Source organism: Pseudomonas sp. S5F11 (assembly GCF_019641515.1).
In the GTDB taxonomy this organism is placed as follows: domain Bacteria; phylum Pseudomonadota; class Gammaproteobacteria; order Pseudomonadales; family Pseudomonadaceae; genus Aquipseudomonas; species Aquipseudomonas rhodesiae.
In genome coordinates, this window is sequence record NZ_JAIFJZ010000001.1 from 4,936,715 (window position 1) to 4,957,583 (window position 20,869).

The window sequence follows — 20,869 nt, forward strand, 5'->3', positions numbered from 1 at the left end:
TTCGCCGCTATCGGGGGCAAGCCCCCTCCCACAGTTTTAACGGTAGTGCGTCCGTGTGACCGGATTATGCCAGGTGTTCGGGTTTGACCGGGTCGCCCGATTTCACATCCAGCTGGTGCCGCACATCCTCGAACATCAGGTCGTACTGTTTGTGCATCGAGCCGTTCAATACCGCGACCTTGGGCATGCCGTATTTCTGCGCAATATTCATCGCATGACGGGCAAAGTCGAATGCCTGGTCCTTGGGCAGGAAGAACGTTTCCTTGAGTTCATTGCCCTGTACCGAGCCATGGATCGTGAACCGCATGCCCTTGCCTTCCTTCGGGTCCTGCTCAACCTGATAGTCGATACAGAGGTTGTAGCTGTAGTCGTCCTTGTTCAGCGCATGTCGCTCGATATGCAAGTGACCGGATTCAAAGGTGGCCATAGGCGAATCTCCTCTACTTCACAGATAGGTGATGCCAGGTGTTGCCGTGCTGATGCGTGTGCCGGCGGTGCCCTGGACGATCGCTTCGATGTCCGAGAGTGAACCGATCACGGCGGTTTTGCCAGTGCGGCGGGCGAACTCGCAGGCGGCCTGAACCTTGGGCCCCATGGAACCGGCGGCGAAGCCGAGTTTTTCCATGTCGTCGGGATGGGCCTGGCCGATGGCCTTTTGCGTGGGTTTGCCATAGTCGATGAAGGCGGCGTTGACGTCGGTGGCAATCACCAACAAGTCGGCGTCCAGTTGCGAGGCCAGCAGCGACGAGCACAGGTCTTTGTCGATCACGGCTTCGATGCCCTTGAGTTTGCCGTCTTCGCCATACATCGTTGGGATGCCGCCGCCGCCGGCGCAGATCACGATGGCGCTTTTTTCCAGCAGCCACTTGATCGGGCGAATTTCAAAGATGCGTTTGGGCCGTGGGCTGGCGACTACGCGGCGGTATTTATCGCCGTCCGGTGCAATCGCCCAGCCTTTTTCAGCGGCGAGTTTTTCCGCTTCGTCCTTGGAGTACACCGGGCCGATGGGCTTGGTGGGGTGCTTGAACGCTGGGTCGTTGGCGTCCACTTCCACTTGGGTGAGCAAGGTGGCGAACGGCACTTCAAAGTCCAGCAGGTTGCCTAGTTCCTGTTCGATGATGTAGCCGATCATGCCTTCGGTCTCGGCGCCCAGCACGTCCAGCGGGTAGGGCGAGACGCTGGTGTAGGCCGCCGCCTGCAATGACAACAGGCCGACCTGCGGACCATTGCCGTGGGCGATTACCAGTTCGTTGCCAGGGTGGATCTTGGCGATCTGTTCGGTGGCGATGCGGATGTTGGCGCGTTGGTTGTCCGCGGTCATGGGTTCACCACGGCGGAGCAGGGCGTTGCCGCCCAGGGCTACGACGATGCGCATAAAGAATGTCCTTCTAGAGTTCGATGATGCGAACACAGGACCAAATGTGGGAGGGGGCAAGCCCCTCCACACTTAACCCGTGTAGCCTTTAGATATCCGCCAGCGCCGATACCAGAATCGCCTTGATGGTGTGCATGCGGTTTTCCGCCTGCTCAAAGGCAATGTTGGCCGGCGACTCGAACACCTCTTCGGTCACCTCCACACCATTGGCCAGGTTCGGGTAGCGCGCGGCGATATCTTTGCCGACCTTGGTTTCGCTGTTGTGGAACGCCGGCAGGCAGTGCATGAATTTCACCCGAGGGTTGCCCGAGGCTTTCATCATCTGGGCGTTGACCTGGTACGGCAGCAGTTGCTCGATGCGCTCATCCCATGCCTCCACCGGTTCGCCCATGGATACCCAGATATCGGTGTGGATGAAGTCCACGCCTTTCACAGCTTCTTTGGGGTCTTCGGTGATGGTGATGCGAGCGCCACTTTCTTCAGCGAAAGCCTGGCACTGCTTGATGAAATCTTCATGCGGCCACAGGGCCTTCGGTGCGCCGATGCGCACATCCATGCCGAGCTTGGCGCCGATCATCAGCAACGAGTTGCCCATGTTGTAACGCGCGTCGCCCAGGTAGGCATAGCTGATGTCATGCAGCGGTTTGTCGCTGTGTTCACGCATGGTCAGGGTGTCGGCGATCATCTGGGTAGGGTGGAACTCGGCGGTGAGGCCGTTGAATACCGGCACGCCAGCGAACTTGGCCAGCTCTTCGACGATTTCCTGTTCGAAGCCACGGTACTCAATGGCGTCGAACATGCGGCCGAGCACGCGCGCGGTGTCTTTCATGCTTTCTTTGTGGCCGATCTGCGACGAGACCGGGTCGATGTAGGTGACGTGGGCGCCCTGGTCATGGGCCGCCACTTCGAACGCGCAGCGGGTACGGGTGGAGGTTTTTTCGAAAATCAGCGCAATGTTCTTGCCTTGCAGGTGCGGACGCTCGGTGCCGGTGTACTTGGCGCGTTTGAGGTCGCGGGACAGGTCCAGCAAGTAATGCAGCTCACGGGTGGTGTGGTGCATCAGCGACAGCAGGCTGCGGTTGCGCATATTGAAAGCCATGATGGATCTCCTTCTGTTTAGGTTATCCCCATGGCCGACGCCTTATGAGCGGCGGCCATGGCTTGAAAATTAGTAGTCGATTGGGTCGCGGATGATCGGGCAGGTCATGCAGTGGCCGCCGCCACGGCCGCGGCCCAGTTCACCGGCGCTGATGGTGATGACTTCCACGCCGGCCTTGCGCAGCAGGGTGTTGGTGTAAGTATTGCGGTCGTAGCCGATCACCACGCCCGGCTCCACGGCCACCACGTTGTTGCCGTCGTCCCACTGCTCGCGCTCGGCGGCGAAGCTGTTACCGCCGGTCTCGACCACGCGCAGGGCCTTGAGGTTGAGCGCCGCGGCCACGGTGTCGACGAAGTTGGTTGTTTCCCGTTGGATATCGATGCCGTGGGGCTTGCTCTCGTCGGGGCGCAGGGTGAACGGCACGATCTGGTTGACCACTTCGGGGAAAATGGTGACCAGGTCGCGGTCGCAGAAGCTGAACACGGTGTCCAGGTGCATTGCGGCGCGGGACTTCGGCAGGCCGGCCACGATCACCCGTTCCACCGCTTTGTTTTTGAACAGGTTGCGCGCCAGTTGGCCGATGGCCTGGTGGGACGAACGCTCGCCCATGCCGATCAACACCACGCCGTTGCCGATTGGCATTACGTCACCGCCTTCCAACGTGGCGGCGCCGTGTTCCTGGTCGGGGTCGCCGTACCAGATCTGGAAGTCGGCGTTGGTGAACTCGGGATGGAATTTGTAGATGGCGCTGGTCAGCAAGGTTTCCTGGCGTCGCGCCGGCCAGTACATTGGGTTGAGCGTCACGCCGCCGTAGATCCAGCAAGTGGTGTCGCGGGTGAACTGGGTGTTGGGCAGCGGCGGCAGAATGAAGCTGGAATGGCCGAGGAAGTCGCGGAACATCTCGATGGTTCGGCCGCCGAAACTGCTTGGCAGGTCATCGGCGGACACGCCGCCGATCAGGAATTCGGCGATCTTGCGCGGCTCCAGGCTGCGCAGCCAGGAATTGACCTCTTCGACCAGGCCCAGGCCGACCGTGTTGGCGGTGATTTTGCGCGCCAGGATCCAGTCCAGCGCTTCGGGCATCGCGACGATATCGGTCAGCAGGTTGTGCATTTCCAGCACATCAATGTCCCGCTCGCGCATCTTGGTGACGAAATCGAAGTGGTCGCGCTTGGCCTGGGCCACCCACAGCACGTCATCGAACAGCAGTTCATCGCAGTTGTTGGGGGTCAGCCGCTGGTGGGCCAAACCTGGGGAGCACACCATGACTTTGCGCAGTTTGCCGGCTTCGGAGTGGACGCCGTACTTCACTTTTTCCGTGGTCATTTCAGATCCTCCAATGAACAACAATTACAAGGTCAGGAAGCCGTCGTAGAGTCCATAGGCCGCCACCAGGGCGCCAATGACTACCGCGGCGAAAATCAGCTTCTCGACGTTGGTGAAAATCGGTTTGCCCAGTTCATGCTTGGCCTTGGCGAACAGAATCGCGCCGGGTGCATAGAGCAGGGCGGACAGCAGCAGGTATTTGGTACCGCCGGCGTAGAGCAGCCAGATCGCGTAGATCAGCGCGATGGCACCGATAAACAGGTCTTTCTTGCGCTCGGCCAGGGCGTTTTCGTAAGTTTCGCCGCGCACCGCCAGCAGCAGGGCATAAGCGGCCGACCACAGGTAGGGCACCAGAATCATCGAGGTGGCGAGGTAGATCAGCGACAGGTAAGTACTGGCCGAGAACAAGGTGATGATCAAGAACAGTTGCACCATCGCGTTGGTCAGCCACAGGGCGTTGGCCGGTACGTGGTTGGCGTTTTCCTTGCGCAGGAACTCCGGCATGGTGTGGTCCTTGGCGGCGGCGAACATGATCTCCGCACACAACAGTACCCACGACAGCAATGCCCCCAGCAGCGAGATGATCAAGCCGACACTGATCAACACCGCGCCCCAGTGGCCCACCACGTGCTCCAGCACGGCAGCCATCGATGGGTTCTGCAACTTGGCCAGTTCCGGTTGGGTCATGATGCCCAGGGACAACACGTTGACCAGCATCAGGAACAGCAGCACGGTGATAAACCCGATCACTGTGGCCTTGCCCACATCGGTGCGTTTTTCCGCACGGGCCGAGAAGATGCTTGCGCCTTCGATGCCGATGAACACCCATACGGTGACCAGCATCATATTGCGCACTTGGTTCATCACGCTGCCCAGGTCCGGGTTTTTCACGCCCCAGATGTCAGCGGTGAAGATGTCCAGCTTGAACGCGAACAGGGCGATCAACACGAACAGCACCAGCGGCACCACCTTGGCGACGGTGGTCACCAGGTTGATGAACGCCGCTTCCTTGATGCCGCGCAGCACCAGAAAGTGCACGGCCCACAACAGCACCGAGGCGCCGATTACCGCAGCCGGGGTGTTGCCTTCGCCAAAGATCGGAAAGAAGTAACCGAGGGTGCTGAACAGCAGCACGAAGTAACCGACGTTGCCCAGCCACGCACTGATCCAGTAACCCCAGGCTGAGGAGAAACCCATGTAGTCGCCGAAACCGGCCTTGGCGTAGGCGTACACACCGCCGTCAAGGTCGGGCTTGCGGTTGGCCAGGGTCTGGAACACGAACGCGAGGGTCAGCATGCCGATGGCCGTAATGACCCAACCGATCAATACCGCACCGACATCGGCGCTGGCGGCCATGTTTTGCGGTAATGAGAAAATGCCGCCGCCGATCATCGAGCCGACGACAAGTGCAACCAAGGCGCCTAATCGAAGTTTTCCGGGAGATTCAGACATTGCATAACTCCAATGCAGGAGAAGAGAGACCACAGAATAAATCCGTGCGCTAATCAAACAGCTGACTCAGATCACTTCATTGGCACATTCCATTGTGAATTAATGACTTAAAGGCAAACCGATGAACCTTGGCTTGCCCCGCAAAAGCGCTTTCTAGAGCGCTCTGTACGTGTGGTTAATCATTTGTTGCGATATATGAACGTTTGAAGCTAGACCGGATTCCTGAATGTGCAAACTTTTTCAGAGCCGCCTGCGAACTAGCGAGCAATACTTGGTGTGCCCAGTCGTATTTAAATTCTAAATAAGCCTAAACTCTATTAACTGTCATGCCTTTGCGTTATGAGCATGGCGGTTAAATTACGCTCGGTAATAAGCGCTACACTCGAACGATTAAATAAGTTGAGTGCACAGTTGTTGGCTCAAGTGGTTTCAGTCAGGAGTACTCATGTCTCAAACAACCCAGAAGCTTCGCCTCAGTGGCCTGATCGCTTTGGTGGTGGGGTCTATGATCGGTGGGGGGATTTTCTCGTTGCCCCAGAACATGGCCGCACGCGCCGAAGTCGGCGCCGTATTGATCGGTTGGGCGATCACTGCCGTAGGCATGCTGACCCTCGCGTTCGTGTTCCAGACCCTGGCCAATCGTAAACCCGAGTTGGATTCCGGGGTGTATGCCTACGCCAAGGCCGGGTTTGGCGATTACATGGGCTTTTCGTCGGCCTGGGGTTACTGGATCAGTGCGTGGCTGGGCAACGTCGGTTACTTCGTGCTGCTGTTCAGCACCCTCGGTTACTTTTTCCCGGTCTTTGGCCAGGGCAATACTCCGGTGGCTATCGGCTGTGCCTCATTGTTGCTGTGGGCTGTGCACTTTCTCGTGCTGCGTGGGATCAAGGAGGCGGCGTTTATCAACCAGGTCACCACCGTCGCGAAAATCGTACCGCTGCTGATGTTTATCGTGATTGCCGCCGTGGCATTCAAGGCCGACGTGTTCACCCGGGATATCTGGGGCCTGGGCAACCCGCAGATCGGCGGGGTGGTGGAGCAGGTGCGTAACATGATGCTGGTCACCGTGTTTGTGTTTATCGGCATCGAAGGCGCCAGCGTGTATTCAGCGCGGGCCGAGAAGCGCTCAGACGTCGGCCGGGCCACGGTGATCGGCTTTCTCGGCGTGTTGGCGTTGCTGGTGCTGGTGAATGTGTTGTCCTTGGGGGTCATGAGCCGGCCGGAGTTGGCGGGGCTGCAAAACCCATCGCTGGCCGGCGTACTCGAGCGTATCGTCGGGCCGTGGGCGGCGCTGTTGATCAGCGTCGGGCTGGCGGTGTCGCTGCTCGGTGCGTTGCTGTCGTGGGCCTTGTTGTGCGCGGAAATTCTCTACGCCACCGCCCATGACAAGACCATGCCGGCCTTCCTGAAAAAGGAAAACGCCAACCAGGTGCCGGTCAACGCGCTGTGGCTGACCAATCTGATGATCCAGGCTTTTCTGGTGATCACGCTGTTTTCCCACAGCACCTACACCAAGCTGATCTACTTGGCGTCGTCGATGATTCTGGTGCCTTACCTGTGGTCGGCGGCGTATGCGGTGTTGTTGAGCGGGCGCGGCGAGACCTACGAAGGCGCCCACCGCCAGCGTCTCAAAGACTTGCTTATCGGCCTGGTCGCCCTCGGCTACGCGGTGTGGCTGCTGTACGCCGGCGGGTTGAAGTACTTGCTATTGTCGGCGCTGCTGTATGCGCCGGGTGTGATCCTGTTCGCCCTGGCCAAGCGCGAACAGGGCCTGCCGTTGTTCACCCATGTGGAAAAAGGCATTTTCAGCTGCGTGATTGCCGGCGCGGGGCTGGCAGCCTATGGGTTATACAGCGGGGTACTGTCGTTGTGACAGTGAGCAGCGCGGCGCAGCCCTTATCGGCATCTCGACAAGGGCAGACGATCACCACTGTGGCCGATGTGAACCCAGTTCTCCGGCCGGCAGATCCCACTGCAACGGTGTGCCGTTGATGCTGACGGGGGGCAGCAGCCGATGCGCCGGGCCCCAGGCGGTTTGTTCAACCAGCAGCCCTTGATCGTCAGGCTCCTCGGGCCTCAGCGCCGGTTGCTGCGGCGCCTGCCCGGCGTCTACCAACAGTTTCGCCGTGCGCGCCAGGGACAAGCGCGCCGATCCACCCCGGCCGGACTTCAAGCGTTCGCTCAAGGCTTGTAGCGCGCTGGCGGCCATCAGGTAACCGGTGGCATGGTCCAGCGCCTGCAAGGGAAGCGGCACCGGTTTGTCGGCCTGCTGCCAGGCCATGCCCGCCTCGGCGATGCCGCTGCTCATTTGCACCAGGCTGTCGAACCCTCTGCGGTTGCGCCATGGGCCGCTCCAGCCGTAGGCATTGAGGCTGACGTCGATCAGACCGGGGGCGATGCGTTGCAAGCCTTCGGCGTTATAGCCCAAGTGTTCAAGGGCGTCGGCGCGATAACCGTGGAACAGGAGGTCGGCGTCCTTGAGCAAGGCTTCGAACCGCTGCCGGCCTTCGTGGGTTTTCAAATCCAGCCGAGCGCAACGCTTGCCCAGGGTCATTTCCGGCACCACACCCGGCTCGTCCCAGGTCGGCGAGTCGATGCGCAGCACATCCGCGCCCAGCCCGGCCAGAAAACGACTGGCCACGGGGCCAGCCAGCACGCGGGTCAGGTCCAGCACCCTGAGCCCGGCCAGTGGCCGTGCCACCGAGCCAGTCCAGGGTTTATTGATGGTGGTTGTGAAGGTCTGGCGCTGCACGAGGGCCTCGGCATTCACTGCCAGGCCTTGGGGATGTTGCTGCCAGGCCGGCCAAGCACGCATCTGCGCGGCACAACCGCCGGCCTCCACAACCGCCTGTTCCAGATCGGCGGCCTTCCACGCCGCGACTTTGTTGGCCATCTCTGTGCGATCACGGACTTTACCCAGCACCTGCTCGGCGGCGGCGCGGTGATGGGGGGCGTTGGTGTGCAGGCGAATCCAGCCGTCGGCGCTGGCGTAGTCGCCGGCTACCGGGTCCCACAGCGGCGGCACTTGCCAGCCCAGCGGGCGGATCGAGGAGGAGAACCACCAGGACGCCAAACGTCGGTCCACGCTGACGGCGGGCAAGCGTTCGGTCTGTTGCCGGATCAGCTCAGCCACGGCCTGGCCGGCGGCGCCGATGCTGGCGCAGGCCAGATCGGTCACGGCAAAGGCCGAGGGCAGGGCGCCGGCACCCGTCAGAGGCAGCGGTGTTTGCGGCAGATCGAGTGCGGCTTGGATGGGAGTCAGCAGATCAGTCATCAAAGGCCCTCCTTTTTGAGAAGAGCCACTATAGAAGATCAGCCGGCGGGAGTGACAACCCCGGGTTGCAACGGCAGGTCGAGGCTGGCGATGAAACCGCCACTTGGATGGTTGGCCAGGCTTAGGCTGCCGCCGTGGCGTTCCGCTGCGCGCCGGGCAATCGCCAGGCCCAGGCCGTGACCTTGGGCGGTCTGGCCCGGCGCGCGGTAAAACGGCTCGCCCAGTTGGCTCAAGTGTTCGGCATCGACGCCGGGGCCGTGGTCGCGCACGCTGATCACAATGCGTTCACCCTGACGCTGGGCTTGCAACTCGATGGGCTGGCCCGGTGGGTTGAAGCGCTGGGCATTGCGCAGCAGGTTATCCACCGCCCGTTCGATCATGGTCGGCCAGCCCTTGAGGTGCAGGTCGGTGTCGGCGCTCAGGTGCACCACTTGGTCCGGCGCGCTGAGCTGGGCGTCTTTTTGCAAGGTTTTGAGCAAGGGGTTGAGGTCCACCTCCTCAGCGCTGGCGTTGTCGGCGTCAACGCGGGCCAGTACCAAGATCTCGCTGATCAGCGCCTCCAGACGGTCGCATTCGCGGGTCAGGCGTGGCCAGAGTCGTTCCCGTTCATCGGGGCTGGCGCGTTCGGCCAGGGCTAGAGCGATGCGCAGACGCGCCAGAGGCGAGCGCAGTTCGTGGGACACGTCGCGCAGCAACTGGCGCTGGCTGCCGATCAAGCTTTGCAGGCGGGCGCCCATGCGGTTGAAGTCGGTAGCCAGTACGCCGAACTCGTCACGCCGATTGGCCAGGCGCGCCAGACTGTTCTGCTGGTAGGTGGCCTGGCCCAGGTCATGCACTGCGCCGCGCAGGCGGCTGAGCGGGCGGGTGATGGACAAGGTGACGAACAGGCTGAACAGCGTCAGCACCACCAGGGCGATAGCCAGCGCGCTCAAGGGCCAGGCCAGGCTGCTGCGGTGCCAGGCATCGAGTTCCGGGTGGGGGATACGATAGATCAGCAGGTAGGTGTCGCCGGTTTTTTCGCTGGTGTATTCGGCGGTCAGTCGGCGCCAGGGCAGGTGGCTGTCCTTGTTGTCGTTCTGGCGCGCTTCAAACGCGGCCGCACGGCGTGGGAAGGTGCCGCGCACCACAGGTTCACCGCTTTCATTCAGCACTTGGACGTCAATGTGGTACTGACGCTTGCGCTGTTGCAGCAAGTCTTGAGCCGCGTCCTCGCCCTGGGCTTCGTAGAGTTGGGTCCACTCTTGAGCCAGGTTACTCAGGCCGGGATGGCGACTCAGAATCCACGCATCTTGATTGAGCATATGCCCCAGCAGGATCGACAAGCCGGCAACCAGGGCGATGGCTAGCCAGAAACTTGCCAGGATTCGCCAGAACAATGAACGCACAGGACACCCTCAAACAGGAAAAGCCCAGTGGCGTTGGCCACTGGGCTGGGGGATTAACGCGGACGCATTATTGCGCTTTTTGCGGCTGTTGGGCTTTCCACGCCTGGAACTGCTGCCACTCGGCACGACGCTCGGCTTGCTTCTTGACGATCTCGTCGTACTTCTTCTGCTGGTCCGGCTTAAGTACTGCGCGGATATCCGCCTGGGTTTTCTGGCGGCCGGCGGCGATTTCATCCTGCATGGCTTTCTGCTCGGCAGGCGGCAGTTTGTCCAGGTACTTTTTGACCAGATCCTTGCGAGCGTGCCATTGGTCGCCCATCAGTTTGCCGATCTGCTCGCGCTGTTCTTTGCTCAGGTCCAGTTGGCTGAACGGGCCGCCTTTGCCGCGCGGACCGTGTTCGCCGTGACCTGGGCCACCCATCATATGGCCTTCAGGACCGCCCATTGGGCCTGGGGTCGGGCCTTCTGGCATGGCCATGGCGACGGTGGGCAGGGCTGCGGCGAACATCAAAGCGATAAGGGTCTTGCGCATGGTGATTCTCCTGTCTCTATTCCGGTGAGTCCGGATGTGAGTAGGTTACGCAGATCAAGGTCAGCGGCGGTCAGGTGTGAGTAAAGCTTCGGTAAAGAGGGTTTTGTCCGGCGCTGACAAAACCCGGCAGCCAGGTCAGAGGCTGTAGTAATAGCCACGACTACGCAGCGCCACGATCCGGGGCCGGCCATCGGGGTGGGGGCCGATCTTTTTGCGCAGGTTGCTGACGTGCATATCCAAGCTACGGTCGTATAGGGTCAGCTTGCGACCCAGGGCGATTTGCGCCAGTTCCTGTTTGTCCAGTGGCTCGCCGGGCTGACGCAGCAGGGCTTCGAGCAGGCGGCTTTCGGAGACAGTAAGGGCGAATTCCTGTTCATCGATGCTGACCACGCCGCGCACCGGGCTGAAACACAGATCTCCCAGTTCGAGCTGGGTCGACACGGCCGTCGGGTGACTACGGCGCAGCACAGCGCGCAGGCGTGCGGTCAATTCCCGAGGATCGCAAGGTTTGGCCAGGTAATCGTCAGCGCCCAGTTCCAGGCCGAGGATGCGATCCAGCGGTTCGCCGCGCGCCGAGAGCATCAGCACGGGCAATTCCGGGTGGTCGGTGCGTAACTGCTTGAGTAACTCCAGGCCGCTGCCGTCGGGCAGCATCACGTCCAGCACCACGGCGGCGGGGGCACTGTCGGCCAGGGCCTTGCGCGCACTCAGGCCATCGTGACAGGCACGCACCTGGAAACCTTCCTGGCTTAACCAACTGGTCAGCAGCTCGCAGAGCTCCTGGTCATCATCTATCAGTAACAGCTCGCTCATGACTCACTCAATTTAGCCATTGTCGACGGCGACGGTGCCCCCCGCTGGCGAAGATCCCACACAACAGGGCAATCAAAGCAACGGCGCCACCGGTGACGAACCACTGCTGTTGCTCGGTCAGCCATCGGGTCAAGCCGCCGCCCTGTGCGTCTTTGAGTTGCTGGGCCAGGCGTTGGTTCTCTTGGCGAAGGCGACTCAATTGGGCGCTCTCGCGGGTCGCATCCGCGCTTTGCAGTTGCTTGCTCAGTTCTTCACGTTGCCGTTCGCTGTCTTTCAAGCGTTGCTGCAACTCGGTGATCTGGGCGCCGGCACTCAAGGACAGGGGCGTGGAGCTGCCGGTGTTCGAGGGTTCTTCAGCGTGGGCCGTAGCCCCGATCATTAACACTGCCAACAGACACAACTGACGTAAGCGCATCGGAACTCCTGATTCCACACGAATATTCAGAAGGTTGTCGGCAGGTTACCGGGAATAATGAGCCATTAGGAGTGTGCCGAACGCAATAGGTTCGGCACGCCTGCGGGTTAAGGCAGGACTTGCTTGAACGGTTTGATCACCACGTTGGCGTAGACGCCTGCTGCCACGTACGGATCGGCGTCGGCCCAGGCTTTGGCTTCAGCCAAAGATGGAAATTCGGCGACGATCAGGCTGCCGGTGAAACCAGCCTCGCCCGGGTCATCGCTCTCGACGGCAGGGTGCGGCCCGGCCAGCACGATGCGGCCTTCGGCCTGCAGCTGCTTGAGGCGTTCGACGTGCGCCGGGCGCACGGACATGCGCTTTTCCAGGGAGTGGGCAACATCGGTGGCAATGATGGCGTAGAGCATGTCAGTCCTCGGTCTTCGGCGTGGTGGGGTCGGTGTCATGCAGGTGGCGCGACAGGTAGATACCTTGACCGATCAGGAACAACACGGTCATGCCCAGGCTACCGAACACTTTGAAGTCGACCCAGTAGTCTTGAAAGGTAAAGGCCACAAACAGGTTGGCGGCCCCGCAAAAGATAAAAAACGCGATCCACGCCACGTTCAAGCGGGTCCAGACAGGCTCCGGCAAAGTCAGCGCATGGCCCATGATCCGCTTGATCAACAGGCGATCACCGATGAAATGGCTACCGATGAAAGCCAGGGCGAACAGCCAGTTCACCACCGGGGCTTTCCATTTAAGGAAGGTTTCGCTATGGAAGGCCAGGGTCAGGCTGCCGAAGACCAGGCACGCGACCAGGGTCAGCCATTGGCTTTTTTCCAGTTTGCGCTGGGAGATGAAGAGGGCGCCATAGACCACCATAGAGCTGATGATCAGCACTGCGGTGGCGCTGTAGATGCCTCCGACGGTCAGCTCATGGCCGGCGATATCGATGACCCTGGGGTCGAGTTTGTAAACGATGAAAAACAGCAACAGCGGGATGAAGTCGATGAATTGTTTCACAGTAAGAGCCAGAAGCTGGATGTGTCGGCATAATAACAAACATCCTTGGTAGCGAAAGCGCCAGCTGACTTGAGGTTACAACCCCCCGTGAATGTTGATTTGCACTGCCACAGCACAGCCTCCGACGGCGCCCTGGCGCCCGCGGCACTGGTTGCGCGAGCGTTTGAACACGGCGTGCGAGTCCTGGCGTTGACCGACCACGACACCCTAGAAGGCCTGGACGAAGCCCGCGCGGCGGCCCAGGCCCTGGGCATGCAACTGGTCAACGGTGTGGAATTGTCCTGCACCTGGGGCGGCGCCACTATTCATGTGCTTGGCTACGGTTTCGACCAAAATGCCGCGCCGCTGGTCCGGGCCATCGCCGATTTGCACGATGGGCGTTGGCTGCGGTCCGAAGAAATAAGCCGCAAGCTTGGCCTTAAAGGCATGCCCAACGCCCTCGAGGGTGCGCGGGCCATCCAGCAGGAGCTGGGCGACAGCGGCAACGCGCCGGCCCGTCCGCATTTTGCCGACTGGATGGTGCGCCAAGGGTTCGTGCGGGACCGTGCCGAAGCTTTTCGCAAATGGCTGGGCGCCGGCAAGCTGGGTGACGTCAAGCAACACTGGCCGAGCCTGGAGGACACCGTCGAGACCCTGCGGGCCTCCGGGGCCTGGGTCAGCCTGGCGCATCCCTGGCATTACGATTTCACCCGCAGCAAACGTCGCAAGCTGATCGGCGACTATATTGGAGCGGGAGGCCACGCTATCGAAGTGGTCAACGGGCATCAACCCGCCGAGCAGGTTGGCAGTCTGGCGATTCTTGCCCGTGAATTTGGTCTGCTGGTCAGTGCCGGCAGTGACTTTCATGGCCCAGGCGGCTGGTCCGAGATCGGTGAGTATCGTCCGGTCCCGGAAGATTTGCCGCTCTTGTGGGGGCGATTCAAGCATGACCCCATTATTGCCACCGTCTGAACAGGTAGAGCACGTGAGTCAATTCTTCCAGATTCATCCGGAAAACCCCCAGCCACGCCTGATTAAACAGGCCGTGGAGATTATTCGCGCCGGCGGCGTGGTGATCTACCCCACCGATTCGTCCTACGCCATCGGTTGTCAGATCGGCGATAAAGGCGCGGTCGAACGGGTCAGACGTTTGCGTCAGTTGGACGACAAACACAACTTTGCGCTGATCTGCAGCGACCTGTCCCAATTGGGGCTGTTCGCCAAGGTCGATACCGGCACCTTCCGCCTGCTCAAGGCCCACACGCCGGGGCCTTACACCTTTATTCTCAACGCCACCCGCGAAGTGCCGCGCCTGCTGCTGCACCCCAAGAAGCGCACCATCGGCCTGCGCGTGCCGGAGCATCCGATTGCCCTGGCGCTGTTGGCCGAGCTGGGTGAGCCCCTGATGAGTGTGTCGCTGATCATGCCCGGCGAGACCGAGCCGCTGGAAGATCCGTACGAGATGCGTCAGCTCTTGGAAAAACAGGTGGACCTGATCATCGATGGCGGTTTCGGCGGCGCCAAGGCGTCCACCGTGATCAATCTGGCCGATGGCGAGCCGGAAGTGATCCGCGTCGGTTGCGGCGACCCCGCGCCCTTTATGGCCGAGGCCTGAATGTCCGCTGTGGAATCCGTCGATCCCCAGGCAGGCGCCCAGCAGGAACTGCCGTTCGCCATGGTCTACGGCCAGGCGGTCATGGAAATGCCGCTGGACCTGTACATCCCGCCGGATGCGCTGGAAGTGTTCCTGGAAGCGTTCGAAGGCCCGCTGGACTTGCTGCTGTACCTGATCCGCAAACAGAACATCAATATCCTCGACATCCCCGTGGCGGAAATCACCCGCCAGTACATGGGCTATGTCGAGCTGATGCAGTCGGTGCGTCTGGAGCTGGCCGCCGAGTATCTGGTGATGGCGGCCATGCTTGCCGAGATCAAATCGCGCATGCTGTTGCCGCGCTCGGAGACGGTGGAGGCCGAAGAGGATGACCCGCGCGCCGAACTGATCCGACGCCTGCAGGAGTACGAGCGCTTCAAGGCCGCCGCCGAGGGCATCGACGGCTTGAGCCGCGTCGGTCGTGATGTGGTGGTGCCCAAGCTCGACGCCCCCGAGGCCCGCGCGCGCAAGTTGCTGCCGGACGTGAGCCTGGAAGAATTGCTGATGTCCATGGCCGAGGTGCTGCGCCGGGGCGATATGTTTGAAAGCCACCAGGTCAGCCGCGAAGCGCTGTCCACCCGCGAGCGCATGAGCGATGTGCTGGAGCGCCTCAAGGGCGGCGGGTTTGTGCCGTTTGTCGAGCTGTTTACCGCCGAAGAAGGGCGCCTGGGTGTGGTGGTGACGTTTATGGCGATCCTCGAACTGGTCAAGGAATCCTTGGTCGAGCTGGTCCAGAATGAGCCTTTTGCGGCTATCCACGTGCGGGCGCGAGCCGAATAAAGAGCTGACACCATGAATCTGACTGAACCTCGCGAACTGGCCCCCTTGCTGGAGGCTTTTCTTCTGGCCTCGGGCAAGCCGCAGTCCCTGGAGCGCCTGTTTGAGCTGTTTGAAGAGGCCGAGCGTCCCGAGCCGCCGGTGTTCAAGAAGGCCCTGGAGATCCTGCGTAAATCCTGCGACGGCCGTGCCTTTGAACTGCGCGAAGTAGCGTCGGGTTATCGCTTGCAGATCCGTGAGAAATTTTCCCCTTGGGTGGGGCGTTTGTGGGAAGAACGTCCGCAGCGCTATTCGCGGGCGATGCTGGAGACCATGGCATTGATTGCCTATCGCCAGCCGATCACCCGGGGCGAGATCGAGGATGTGCGCGGCGTGGCGGTCAACAGCCATATCGTCAAGACGCTGCTGGAGCGTGAGTGGATCCGCATCGTCGGCTACCGCGACGTGCCGGGCAAACCGGCGATGTTCGCCACCACCAAAGTGTTCCTCGACCACTTCAACCTGAAAAACCTCGATGACCTGCCGCCACTCGCCGAATTGCGCGAAATGGAGGCCGAACCGGTACTCGATTTCGACGACGCGCCGGTTCCGGCGGGGTTGCAGGAGCTGGCCGACGCCAGCGCCGAGCCGGAGGAGCCGAAGGACGAGACCAGTTTCCACACCCTGTTGCTGGAACTGGACGACATGGAGCAGGGCATCAAGACCGACTTCGATGACTTGCTGCGCGATGGTGAGGCCGAGCCCGAAGCCCCGGTCAGCGTGGAGGTCGAACCTGAACCTGAGGACGATATCCTCGGCGTTGCCGAAGCCCGCGAAAAACTCCTGGCCGCCGTCGCCGCCCTCGAACAACCGCCCTTGAGCGACGAAGAAGACGAAGCCCGGGCCCTGGCCGAAGCCATCGAGAACGAACGCCGCCAGTTCGAAGACTGACGCAGTCCAATGTAGGAGGGGGCTTGCCCCCTTCCACAAGGGTTCAGCGGTGCCTTGGGCATCACCGGTCGGCGGAAAAATCAATGACCTGGCGCTTATCGACTACTCTCTGATGCGCAACGCGCGCCTTGCGCGTATGATTCGCGACCCTTTGCCGAGCTATTCGGCCAAAGCCCCGCTTTCAACACTCTTCAGGCCACGCCTGAATCGACCCACCGGGAGGTGCTTAAGATGAACGATAAAGACCAGAACGACAGCCAGGAAATCGGCCCAGCAGGCGAAAAGCTGCAAAAGGTGCTGGCGCGTATCGGCGTGGGCTCGCGCCGCGACGTCGAAGCCTGGATCACCCAGAAGCGCATCAAGGTCAATGGCGTGGAAGCCACCCTTGGCCAGCGCGTCGATCTGCATGATGCAATCACCATCGATGGCAAGGTCATCAAGCGCGAAGAGGCCGCCGAATCGGTGCGCCGCGTGATCATGTACAACAAGCCCGATGGCGAAATTTGCACCCGTGACGACCCGGAAGGCCGTCCGACCGTGTTCGACAAGATGCCTAAGCCGAAAGAAGGCCGCTGGATCAATATCGGTCGTCTCGACATCAACACCACCGGCCTGCTGATGTTCACCACCGACGGCGAGCTGGCCAACCGTCTGATGCACCCGTCCTACGAGATGGACCGCGAATACGCCGTGCGTGTACGTGGCGAAGTCGACGACGAGATGATCGAACGCCTCAAGGCCGGTGTGGTGCTGGAAGACGGCCCCGCCAAGTTCACCGACATCAAGCAGGCACCGGGTGGCGAAGGCTTCAACCACTGGTACCACTGCGTGGTGATGGAAGGCCGTAACCGCGAAGTGCGCCGTCTGTGGGAATCCCAGGGCCTGGTGGTCAGCCGCCTCAAGCGCGTGCGTTTCGGCCCGGTGTTCCTGAATTCCGACCTGCCGATGGGGCGCTGGCGCGAAATGAGCCAGTACGAAGTCGACATCCTCAGTGCCGAAGTGGGTCTGACCCCGGTGGCGATGCCGCAGATGAACGCCAAGAGCAAAGACAAGCTTGAGCGGATGCAGCGTAAATCGTCGCGCCCGGTAGCCCGTACCGAACGCGTTGCTCGCACCCTGCGCCCGGCCCTGAATGCACCGGCGACTGGCGGGCGTATCTCCCGCGAACCGCACATCGAAGGCGAGCGTCGCCCGACCGCGCCGTCGCGTCAGGAAGGCGAACGTGCGCCACGCGCTCCGCGACCTGCACCGACCGGTGGCCGCAGCAACCGGGGTGAAGCCGATCGCCCGGCCGACAGCGCCAGCACCAAGCGCCCAGCCAAGCCGGCGGCGAACAAACGCCCTGGCCCGAAACTGGTCGCGGACGAGCCATCGGGCAAGCGCCGTGGCGCTCCGGGCGGTTCCGGTCAGCGTCCAGGGTTTGGTCGCAAGAAGCCTTAAGAGCAGTGGTAAGTTTTTAGCTGCAAGCTGTAAGAAAAAGCGCTAGCCCTCACGGGTTGGCGCTTTTTTTTGTTTGTGGCTTGCGACTGGTAGCTGGCGCTAGAACGCAAACCTGCCATCGAACACGGGCTTGTCATCCAACGCCAACACCCCACTGGCAAAGATCAAGTCCAGGTGATGACTGCCTTTCTGCCCGCCCCCCAAGCCTAGATGCAGACCGCAATGGCGCTCCTCGAAGCCGGCATTGCGTGCGTATAAATCCTTGACCCCTTCATTGGTGCCGATGCCCAGTTCCTCCACACGGCGGTTGGACGGGTTGGCGTTGAGGTATTTGTTGAAGTCATCGGCCAGCCCCGGCACGTCGCTGGCCACGCTGCAGATGGTCGAATTCTCGATCCACAGCTCCAGCGGTGATTGCAGCACGCCGTATTTACGCGCGAAGGGGATGGTGCTGAGGAATGTGCCGACAAACCGCACCTGACCACTAATCGCTTCGCTGTGGGTGGCGATCTCGCCGGGAGCCAGGTCGTGGTTGCCGACGCCGTTGATATTCGTCCACTTCTTGATGCTGCTCAGGGGCGCCTGAAGGCGTGAGCCGTGCTTGTCGGTGAAGCTCAGCACCGTGGCCTGGCCCATGCGTCGGATCAGCGTGGCGTTGAGGTCGGCGATGCGTTGTGGCTCGACGCTGAACGTATCGTAGAAATAGTCGCCGTAATCCTTGAACAGCAGGGACTTCTTCCAGTGTTCGGCCATCACCGCTTGCAGGGCGCGGATAAAGTCCGGGCCTTCGGCGCGTGGGTTGGGCAGCGTGGAGGAATCGTAGAGGAACAGGTACAGGTCGCAGGCTTCGATGGCCTGGGCCATGGCATCGCTGGCGGTCAGGTCCAGGCGCTGTACTTGGAAATTGAAGCGACCGGCGCTGCCTTGGGTAATGGCGCGGGCGATAGCGTCATAGCGCTCGGTATAGCCCAGTAGCACGGTCGGGCAGCTCAGGCCGTTGAGGGCCGGATGATGAGCCAGGTAGTAGAGGAAATGTTCGACGGCGCGGGCCTTGTCCATGACGGATGTCCTTGTGTGTCTTGGGTAAGGGAGCGGGTGCCGTGCACAGCACCCGCTGGATGCCTGTCGTGGGTTAGAAAGGCCACATCGCGGTGCCAAACGGCACAACGGCATCGGCTTGCATCATTTCTACGGCGGCCTCATGGGTCGGCGCTTCAAACCAATCGTCGAGTTGCAGTTCGGTTTCCAGGTCGTTTTCCAGTACTTGCATGGTGTATCTCCTAGAGGACGTTGTTTGAGAACGGCTTGCCAGCGGTCTCGCTGGGCAAGTGGGAAACCTAGGTGAGGGTGTTTCAGAATGCAAAATTTTTATTGACACGGTCTCATTTGGATTTTTTGTTCTGATTTTTTGCGCGAATTTTTTTCCAAGGAAATTCAAGACACTGAGGATGGCCATCATGAAGGAAATTTCTGAGCGTCAATTTTCCCGTGAGTTACAGCTGTAACGAGGATTTTCCGCGCTGTAACGATTAATTTACGACTTGTTCGCGGCATTATTGAGTTATTCGGCGCTGTAAGGAATGCCTGACAGATCGTCGCACGCCCGCTGCAATGGCCGCCCCAGGCTGTCGAGCGGTGTACAATGCGCGCGTTTTACTGTGACCCCCCTTTGCGTACCTGCGCAAAAGGCCAAAACCTGGGGTTAGCCACCCCGATCACTCCGCCCGGCCACGAGCCGGACGGGTTCGATTTCGTCACAGATAAAAACAAACAGGTGACGCATGACCCTTAGAAAGACGCTGTATTCCTGGTGCCTGCGCTGGGGTTTGAGCGGCGCTGCTTGAGCAGAGATTCAAGACAGCAACGTGCATTCAACATCATCAAACCTTGCGTGAGACCCTTTCCATGAGTGGACCCGATTCCTCTTCAGGCGAACTGAAACGTGGCCTGAAAAACCGTCATATCCAGTTGATCGCCCTCGGTGGCGCCATCGGCACCGGCTTGTTCCTGGGCTCGGCCGGCGTGCTCAAGTCCGCCGGCCCGTCGATGATCCTGGGTTATGCCATCTGCGGCTTCATTGCCTTCATGATCATGCGCCAGCTTGGCGAAATGATCGTCGAAGAGCCGGTTGCCGGTTCCTTCAGTCATTTTGCCCACAAGTACTGGGGCGGTTTCGCCGGCTTCCTGTCGGGCTGGAACTGCTGGATTCTATACATTCTGGTGGGCATGTCGGAGCTGACGGCTGTCGGCAAGTACGTGCACTACTGGTGGCCGGAGATCCCGACCTGGGTCTCTGCGGCGGCGTTCTTCGTGCTGATCAATGTGATCAACCTGGCCAACGTCAAAGTGTTCGGCGAAGCCGAGTTCTGGTTCGCCATCATCAAAGTGGTGGCGATCGTCGGCATGATTGCCCTGGGCAGCTACTTGTTGGTCAGCGGCAGCGGCGGCCCGCAGGCGTCGGTGAGCAACCTGTGGGACCACGGCGGCTTCTTCCCCCACGGTGTCGGCGGCTTGGTGATGGCCATGGCGATCATCATGTTCTCGTTTGGCGGCCTGGAAATGCTCGGTTTTACCGCTGCCGAAGCCGATCAGCCGCGTACCGTGATCCCCAAGGCGATCAATCAGGTGATCTACCGCATTCTGATTTTCTACATCGGCGCCCTGGTGGTGCTGTTGTCGCTGACGCCCTGGGACAGCCTATTGACGACCCTCAACGCGTCCGGCGATGCCTACAGCGGCAGCCCGTTCGTGCAGGTGTTCTCGATGCTGGGCAGCAACACCGCGGCACATATCCTCAACTTCGTGGTGTTGACGGCGGCGCTGTCGGTGTACAACAGCGGCACGTACTGCAACAGCCGCATGCTGCTGGGCATGGCCGAACAGGGCGATGCCCCGCGGGCGCTGGCCAAGATCGACAAGCGCGGCGTGCCGGTACGTTCGATCCTCGCCTCGGCGGCGATCACCCTGGTGGCGGTGCTGATGAACTACCTGATTCCGCAGCACGCGTTGGAACTGTTGATGTCGTTGGTGGTGGCCACGCTGGTGATCAACTGGGCGATGATCAGCTTTTCCCACTTCAAATTCCGCCAACACATGAACCGCACCGGCCAGGTGCCGTTGTTCAAGGCGCTGTGGTACCCGTACGGTAATTACATCTGCCTGGCGTTCGTGGTGTTTATCCTGGTGGTCATGCTGATGATTCCGGGCATCCAGGTGTCGGTGTATGCGATCCCGGTGTGGGTGGCATTTATGGCCGCGTGTTATTGGATCAAGAACAAACGCAGTGCGCAGCAGCGTCTGGACTTGGTCGCGTCTGCGCTGAAGTAAGGATTTTCTGCAGTCGAGCAAACCCGGCCATGCGCCGGGTTTGTCGTTTTAGGGCATAGGCTGAGCGCATTCGCGTATCCTTGGCC

21 protein-coding genes are annotated in these 20,869 nt (G+C 60.8%); 7 read left to right on the forward strand and 14 right to left on the reverse strand.

Annotated features, from left to right (window positions below):
• Positions 1 to 64 precede the first annotated feature (64 nt).
• From K1567_RS22290 to arcD (K1567_RS22310), 5 genes are all read right to left on the reverse strand, one after another.
• A complete protein-coding gene (locus K1567_RS22290) occupies positions 65 to 427 on the reverse strand; it encodes a DUF5064 family protein (RefSeq protein ID WP_220698864.1) in 363 nt (120 codons plus the stop codon).
• 18 nt (positions 428 to 445) lie between these two features.
• Positions 446 to 1,375 carry a carbamate kinase gene (gene arcC / locus K1567_RS22295; RefSeq protein ID WP_034100134.1) on the reverse strand — a complete coding sequence of 310 codons (930 nt, stop codon included), beginning with the start codon at positions 1,373 to 1,375 and terminating at the stop codon, positions 446 to 448.
• An 88-nt stretch (positions 1,376 to 1,463) separates the two neighbouring features.
• Positions 1,464 to 2,474 carry an ornithine carbamoyltransferase gene (locus K1567_RS22300; protein WP_034100131.1) on the reverse strand — a complete coding sequence of 337 codons (1,011 nt, stop codon included), beginning with the start codon at positions 2,472 to 2,474 and terminating at the stop codon, positions 1,464 to 1,466.
• A gap of 69 nt (positions 2,475 to 2,543) precedes the next feature.
• Complete coding sequence (gene arcA / locus K1567_RS22305) at positions 2,544 to 3,800, reverse strand: arginine deiminase (RefSeq protein ID WP_034139119.1); 1,257 nt, start codon at positions 3,798 to 3,800, stop codon at positions 2,544 to 2,546.
• Between the two features lie 24 nt (positions 3,801 to 3,824).
• Positions 3,825 to 5,252, reverse strand: a complete 1,428-nt coding sequence (gene arcD, locus K1567_RS22310) for an arginine-ornithine antiporter (RefSeq protein WP_034100127.1) — start codon at positions 5,250 to 5,252, stop codon at positions 3,825 to 3,827.
• A 445-nt stretch (positions 5,253 to 5,697) separates the two neighbouring features.
• Between arcD (K1567_RS22310) and arcD (K1567_RS22315) the strand changes: the two genes are divergently transcribed.
• Positions 5,698 to 7,125, forward strand: coding sequence for an arginine-ornithine antiporter (gene arcD, locus K1567_RS22315; RefSeq protein ID WP_220698865.1), 1,428 nt, complete (start codon positions 5,698 to 5,700; stop codon positions 7,123 to 7,125).
• A gap of 51 nt (positions 7,126 to 7,176) precedes the next feature.
• On the opposite strand, the gene K1567_RS22320 is transcribed toward arcD (K1567_RS22315), so the two are convergent.
• The 7 genes from K1567_RS22320 to K1567_RS22350 form a co-directional block, all read right to left on the reverse strand.
• Positions 7,177 to 8,526 carry a CoA transferase gene (locus K1567_RS22320; RefSeq protein WP_034100124.1) on the reverse strand — a complete coding sequence of 450 codons (1,350 nt, stop codon included), beginning with the start codon at positions 8,524 to 8,526 and terminating at the stop codon, positions 7,177 to 7,179.
• Positions 8,527 to 8,564: 38 nt separating this feature from the next.
• Complete coding sequence (locus tag K1567_RS22325; RefSeq protein ID WP_034100122.1) at positions 8,565 to 9,911, reverse strand: HAMP domain-containing sensor histidine kinase; 1,347 nt, start codon at positions 9,909 to 9,911, stop codon at positions 8,565 to 8,567.
• Positions 9,912 to 9,978: 67 nt separating this feature from the next.
• Entirely contained in the window at positions 9,979 to 10,443 is a 465-nt protein-coding gene (locus K1567_RS22330) for an LTXXQ domain protein (RefSeq protein WP_034100120.1), read from the reverse strand.
• 135 nt (positions 10,444 to 10,578) lie between these two features.
• Positions 10,579 to 11,256, reverse strand: coding sequence for a response regulator transcription factor (locus K1567_RS22335; RefSeq protein WP_034100118.1), 678 nt, complete (start codon positions 11,254 to 11,256; stop codon positions 10,579 to 10,581).
• Positions 11,257 to 11,263: 7 nt separating this feature from the next.
• Positions 11,264 to 11,671, reverse strand: a complete 408-nt coding sequence (locus K1567_RS22340; RefSeq protein ID WP_034100116.1) for a translation initiation factor 2 — start codon at positions 11,669 to 11,671, stop codon at positions 11,264 to 11,266.
• 107 nt (positions 11,672 to 11,778) lie between these two features.
• Positions 11,779 to 12,078, reverse strand: a complete 300-nt coding sequence (locus tag K1567_RS22345; protein WP_169868244.1) for a YciI family protein — start codon at positions 12,076 to 12,078, stop codon at positions 11,779 to 11,781.
• Between the two features lies 1 nt (position 12,079).
• Positions 12,080 to 12,676: a septation protein A gene (locus K1567_RS22350; RefSeq protein ID WP_034114973.1), complete on the reverse strand. Its 597-nt coding sequence runs from the start codon at positions 12,674 to 12,676 to the stop codon at positions 12,080 to 12,082.
• A gap of 87 nt (positions 12,677 to 12,763) precedes the next feature.
• Here K1567_RS22350 and K1567_RS22355 point away from each other — a divergent pair, with 87 nt between their 5' ends.
• From K1567_RS22355 to rluB, 5 genes are all read left to right on the forward strand, one after another.
• Complete coding sequence (locus tag K1567_RS22355; RefSeq protein ID WP_034100110.1) at positions 12,764 to 13,627, forward strand: PHP domain-containing protein; 864 nt, start codon at positions 12,764 to 12,766, stop codon at positions 13,625 to 13,627.
• Positions 13,628 to 13,640: 13 nt separating this feature from the next.
• Positions 13,641 to 14,270, forward strand: coding sequence for an L-threonylcarbamoyladenylate synthase (locus K1567_RS22360; protein WP_034100108.1), 630 nt, complete (start codon positions 13,641 to 13,643; stop codon positions 14,268 to 14,270).
• Positions 14,271 to 14,390: 120 nt separating this feature from the next.
• Positions 14,391 to 15,089: a ScpA family protein gene (locus K1567_RS22365; protein ID WP_164365898.1), complete on the forward strand. Its 699-nt coding sequence runs from the start codon at positions 14,391 to 14,393 to the stop codon at positions 15,087 to 15,089.
• A 12-nt stretch (positions 15,090 to 15,101) separates the two neighbouring features.
• Positions 15,102 to 16,016 (forward strand): SMC-Scp complex subunit ScpB, encoded by a 915-nt coding sequence (gene scpB, locus K1567_RS22370; RefSeq protein ID WP_034114971.1) that lies wholly within the window; start codon positions 15,102 to 15,104, stop codon positions 16,014 to 16,016.
• A gap of 231 nt (positions 16,017 to 16,247) precedes the next feature.
• A complete protein-coding gene (rluB, locus tag K1567_RS22375) occupies positions 16,248 to 17,456 on the forward strand; it encodes a 23S rRNA pseudouridine(2605) synthase RluB (RefSeq protein WP_034100103.1) in 1,209 nt (402 codons plus the stop codon).
• 99 nt (positions 17,457 to 17,555) lie between these two features.
• On the opposite strand, the gene K1567_RS22380 is transcribed toward rluB, so the two are convergent.
• Entirely contained in the window at positions 17,556 to 18,515 is a 960-nt protein-coding gene (locus K1567_RS22380) for a leucyl aminopeptidase (RefSeq protein ID WP_220698866.1), read from the reverse strand.
• Positions 18,516 to 18,588: 73 nt separating this feature from the next.
• The gene (locus tag K1567_RS22385; RefSeq protein WP_034100099.1) at positions 18,589 to 18,726 is read right to left on the reverse strand and encodes a hypothetical protein; all 138 of its coding nucleotides are present in this window, start codon (positions 18,724 to 18,726) and stop codon (positions 18,589 to 18,591) included.
• Between the two features lie 635 nt (positions 18,727 to 19,361).
• Between K1567_RS22385 and K1567_RS22390 the strand changes: the two genes are divergently transcribed.
• On the forward strand, positions 19,362 to 20,783 hold the full coding sequence (locus K1567_RS22390) for an amino acid permease (protein WP_220698867.1): 1,422 nt from the start codon (positions 19,362 to 19,364) through the stop codon (positions 20,781 to 20,783).
• The last annotated feature ends 86 nt before the right edge of the window (positions 20,784 to 20,869 follow it).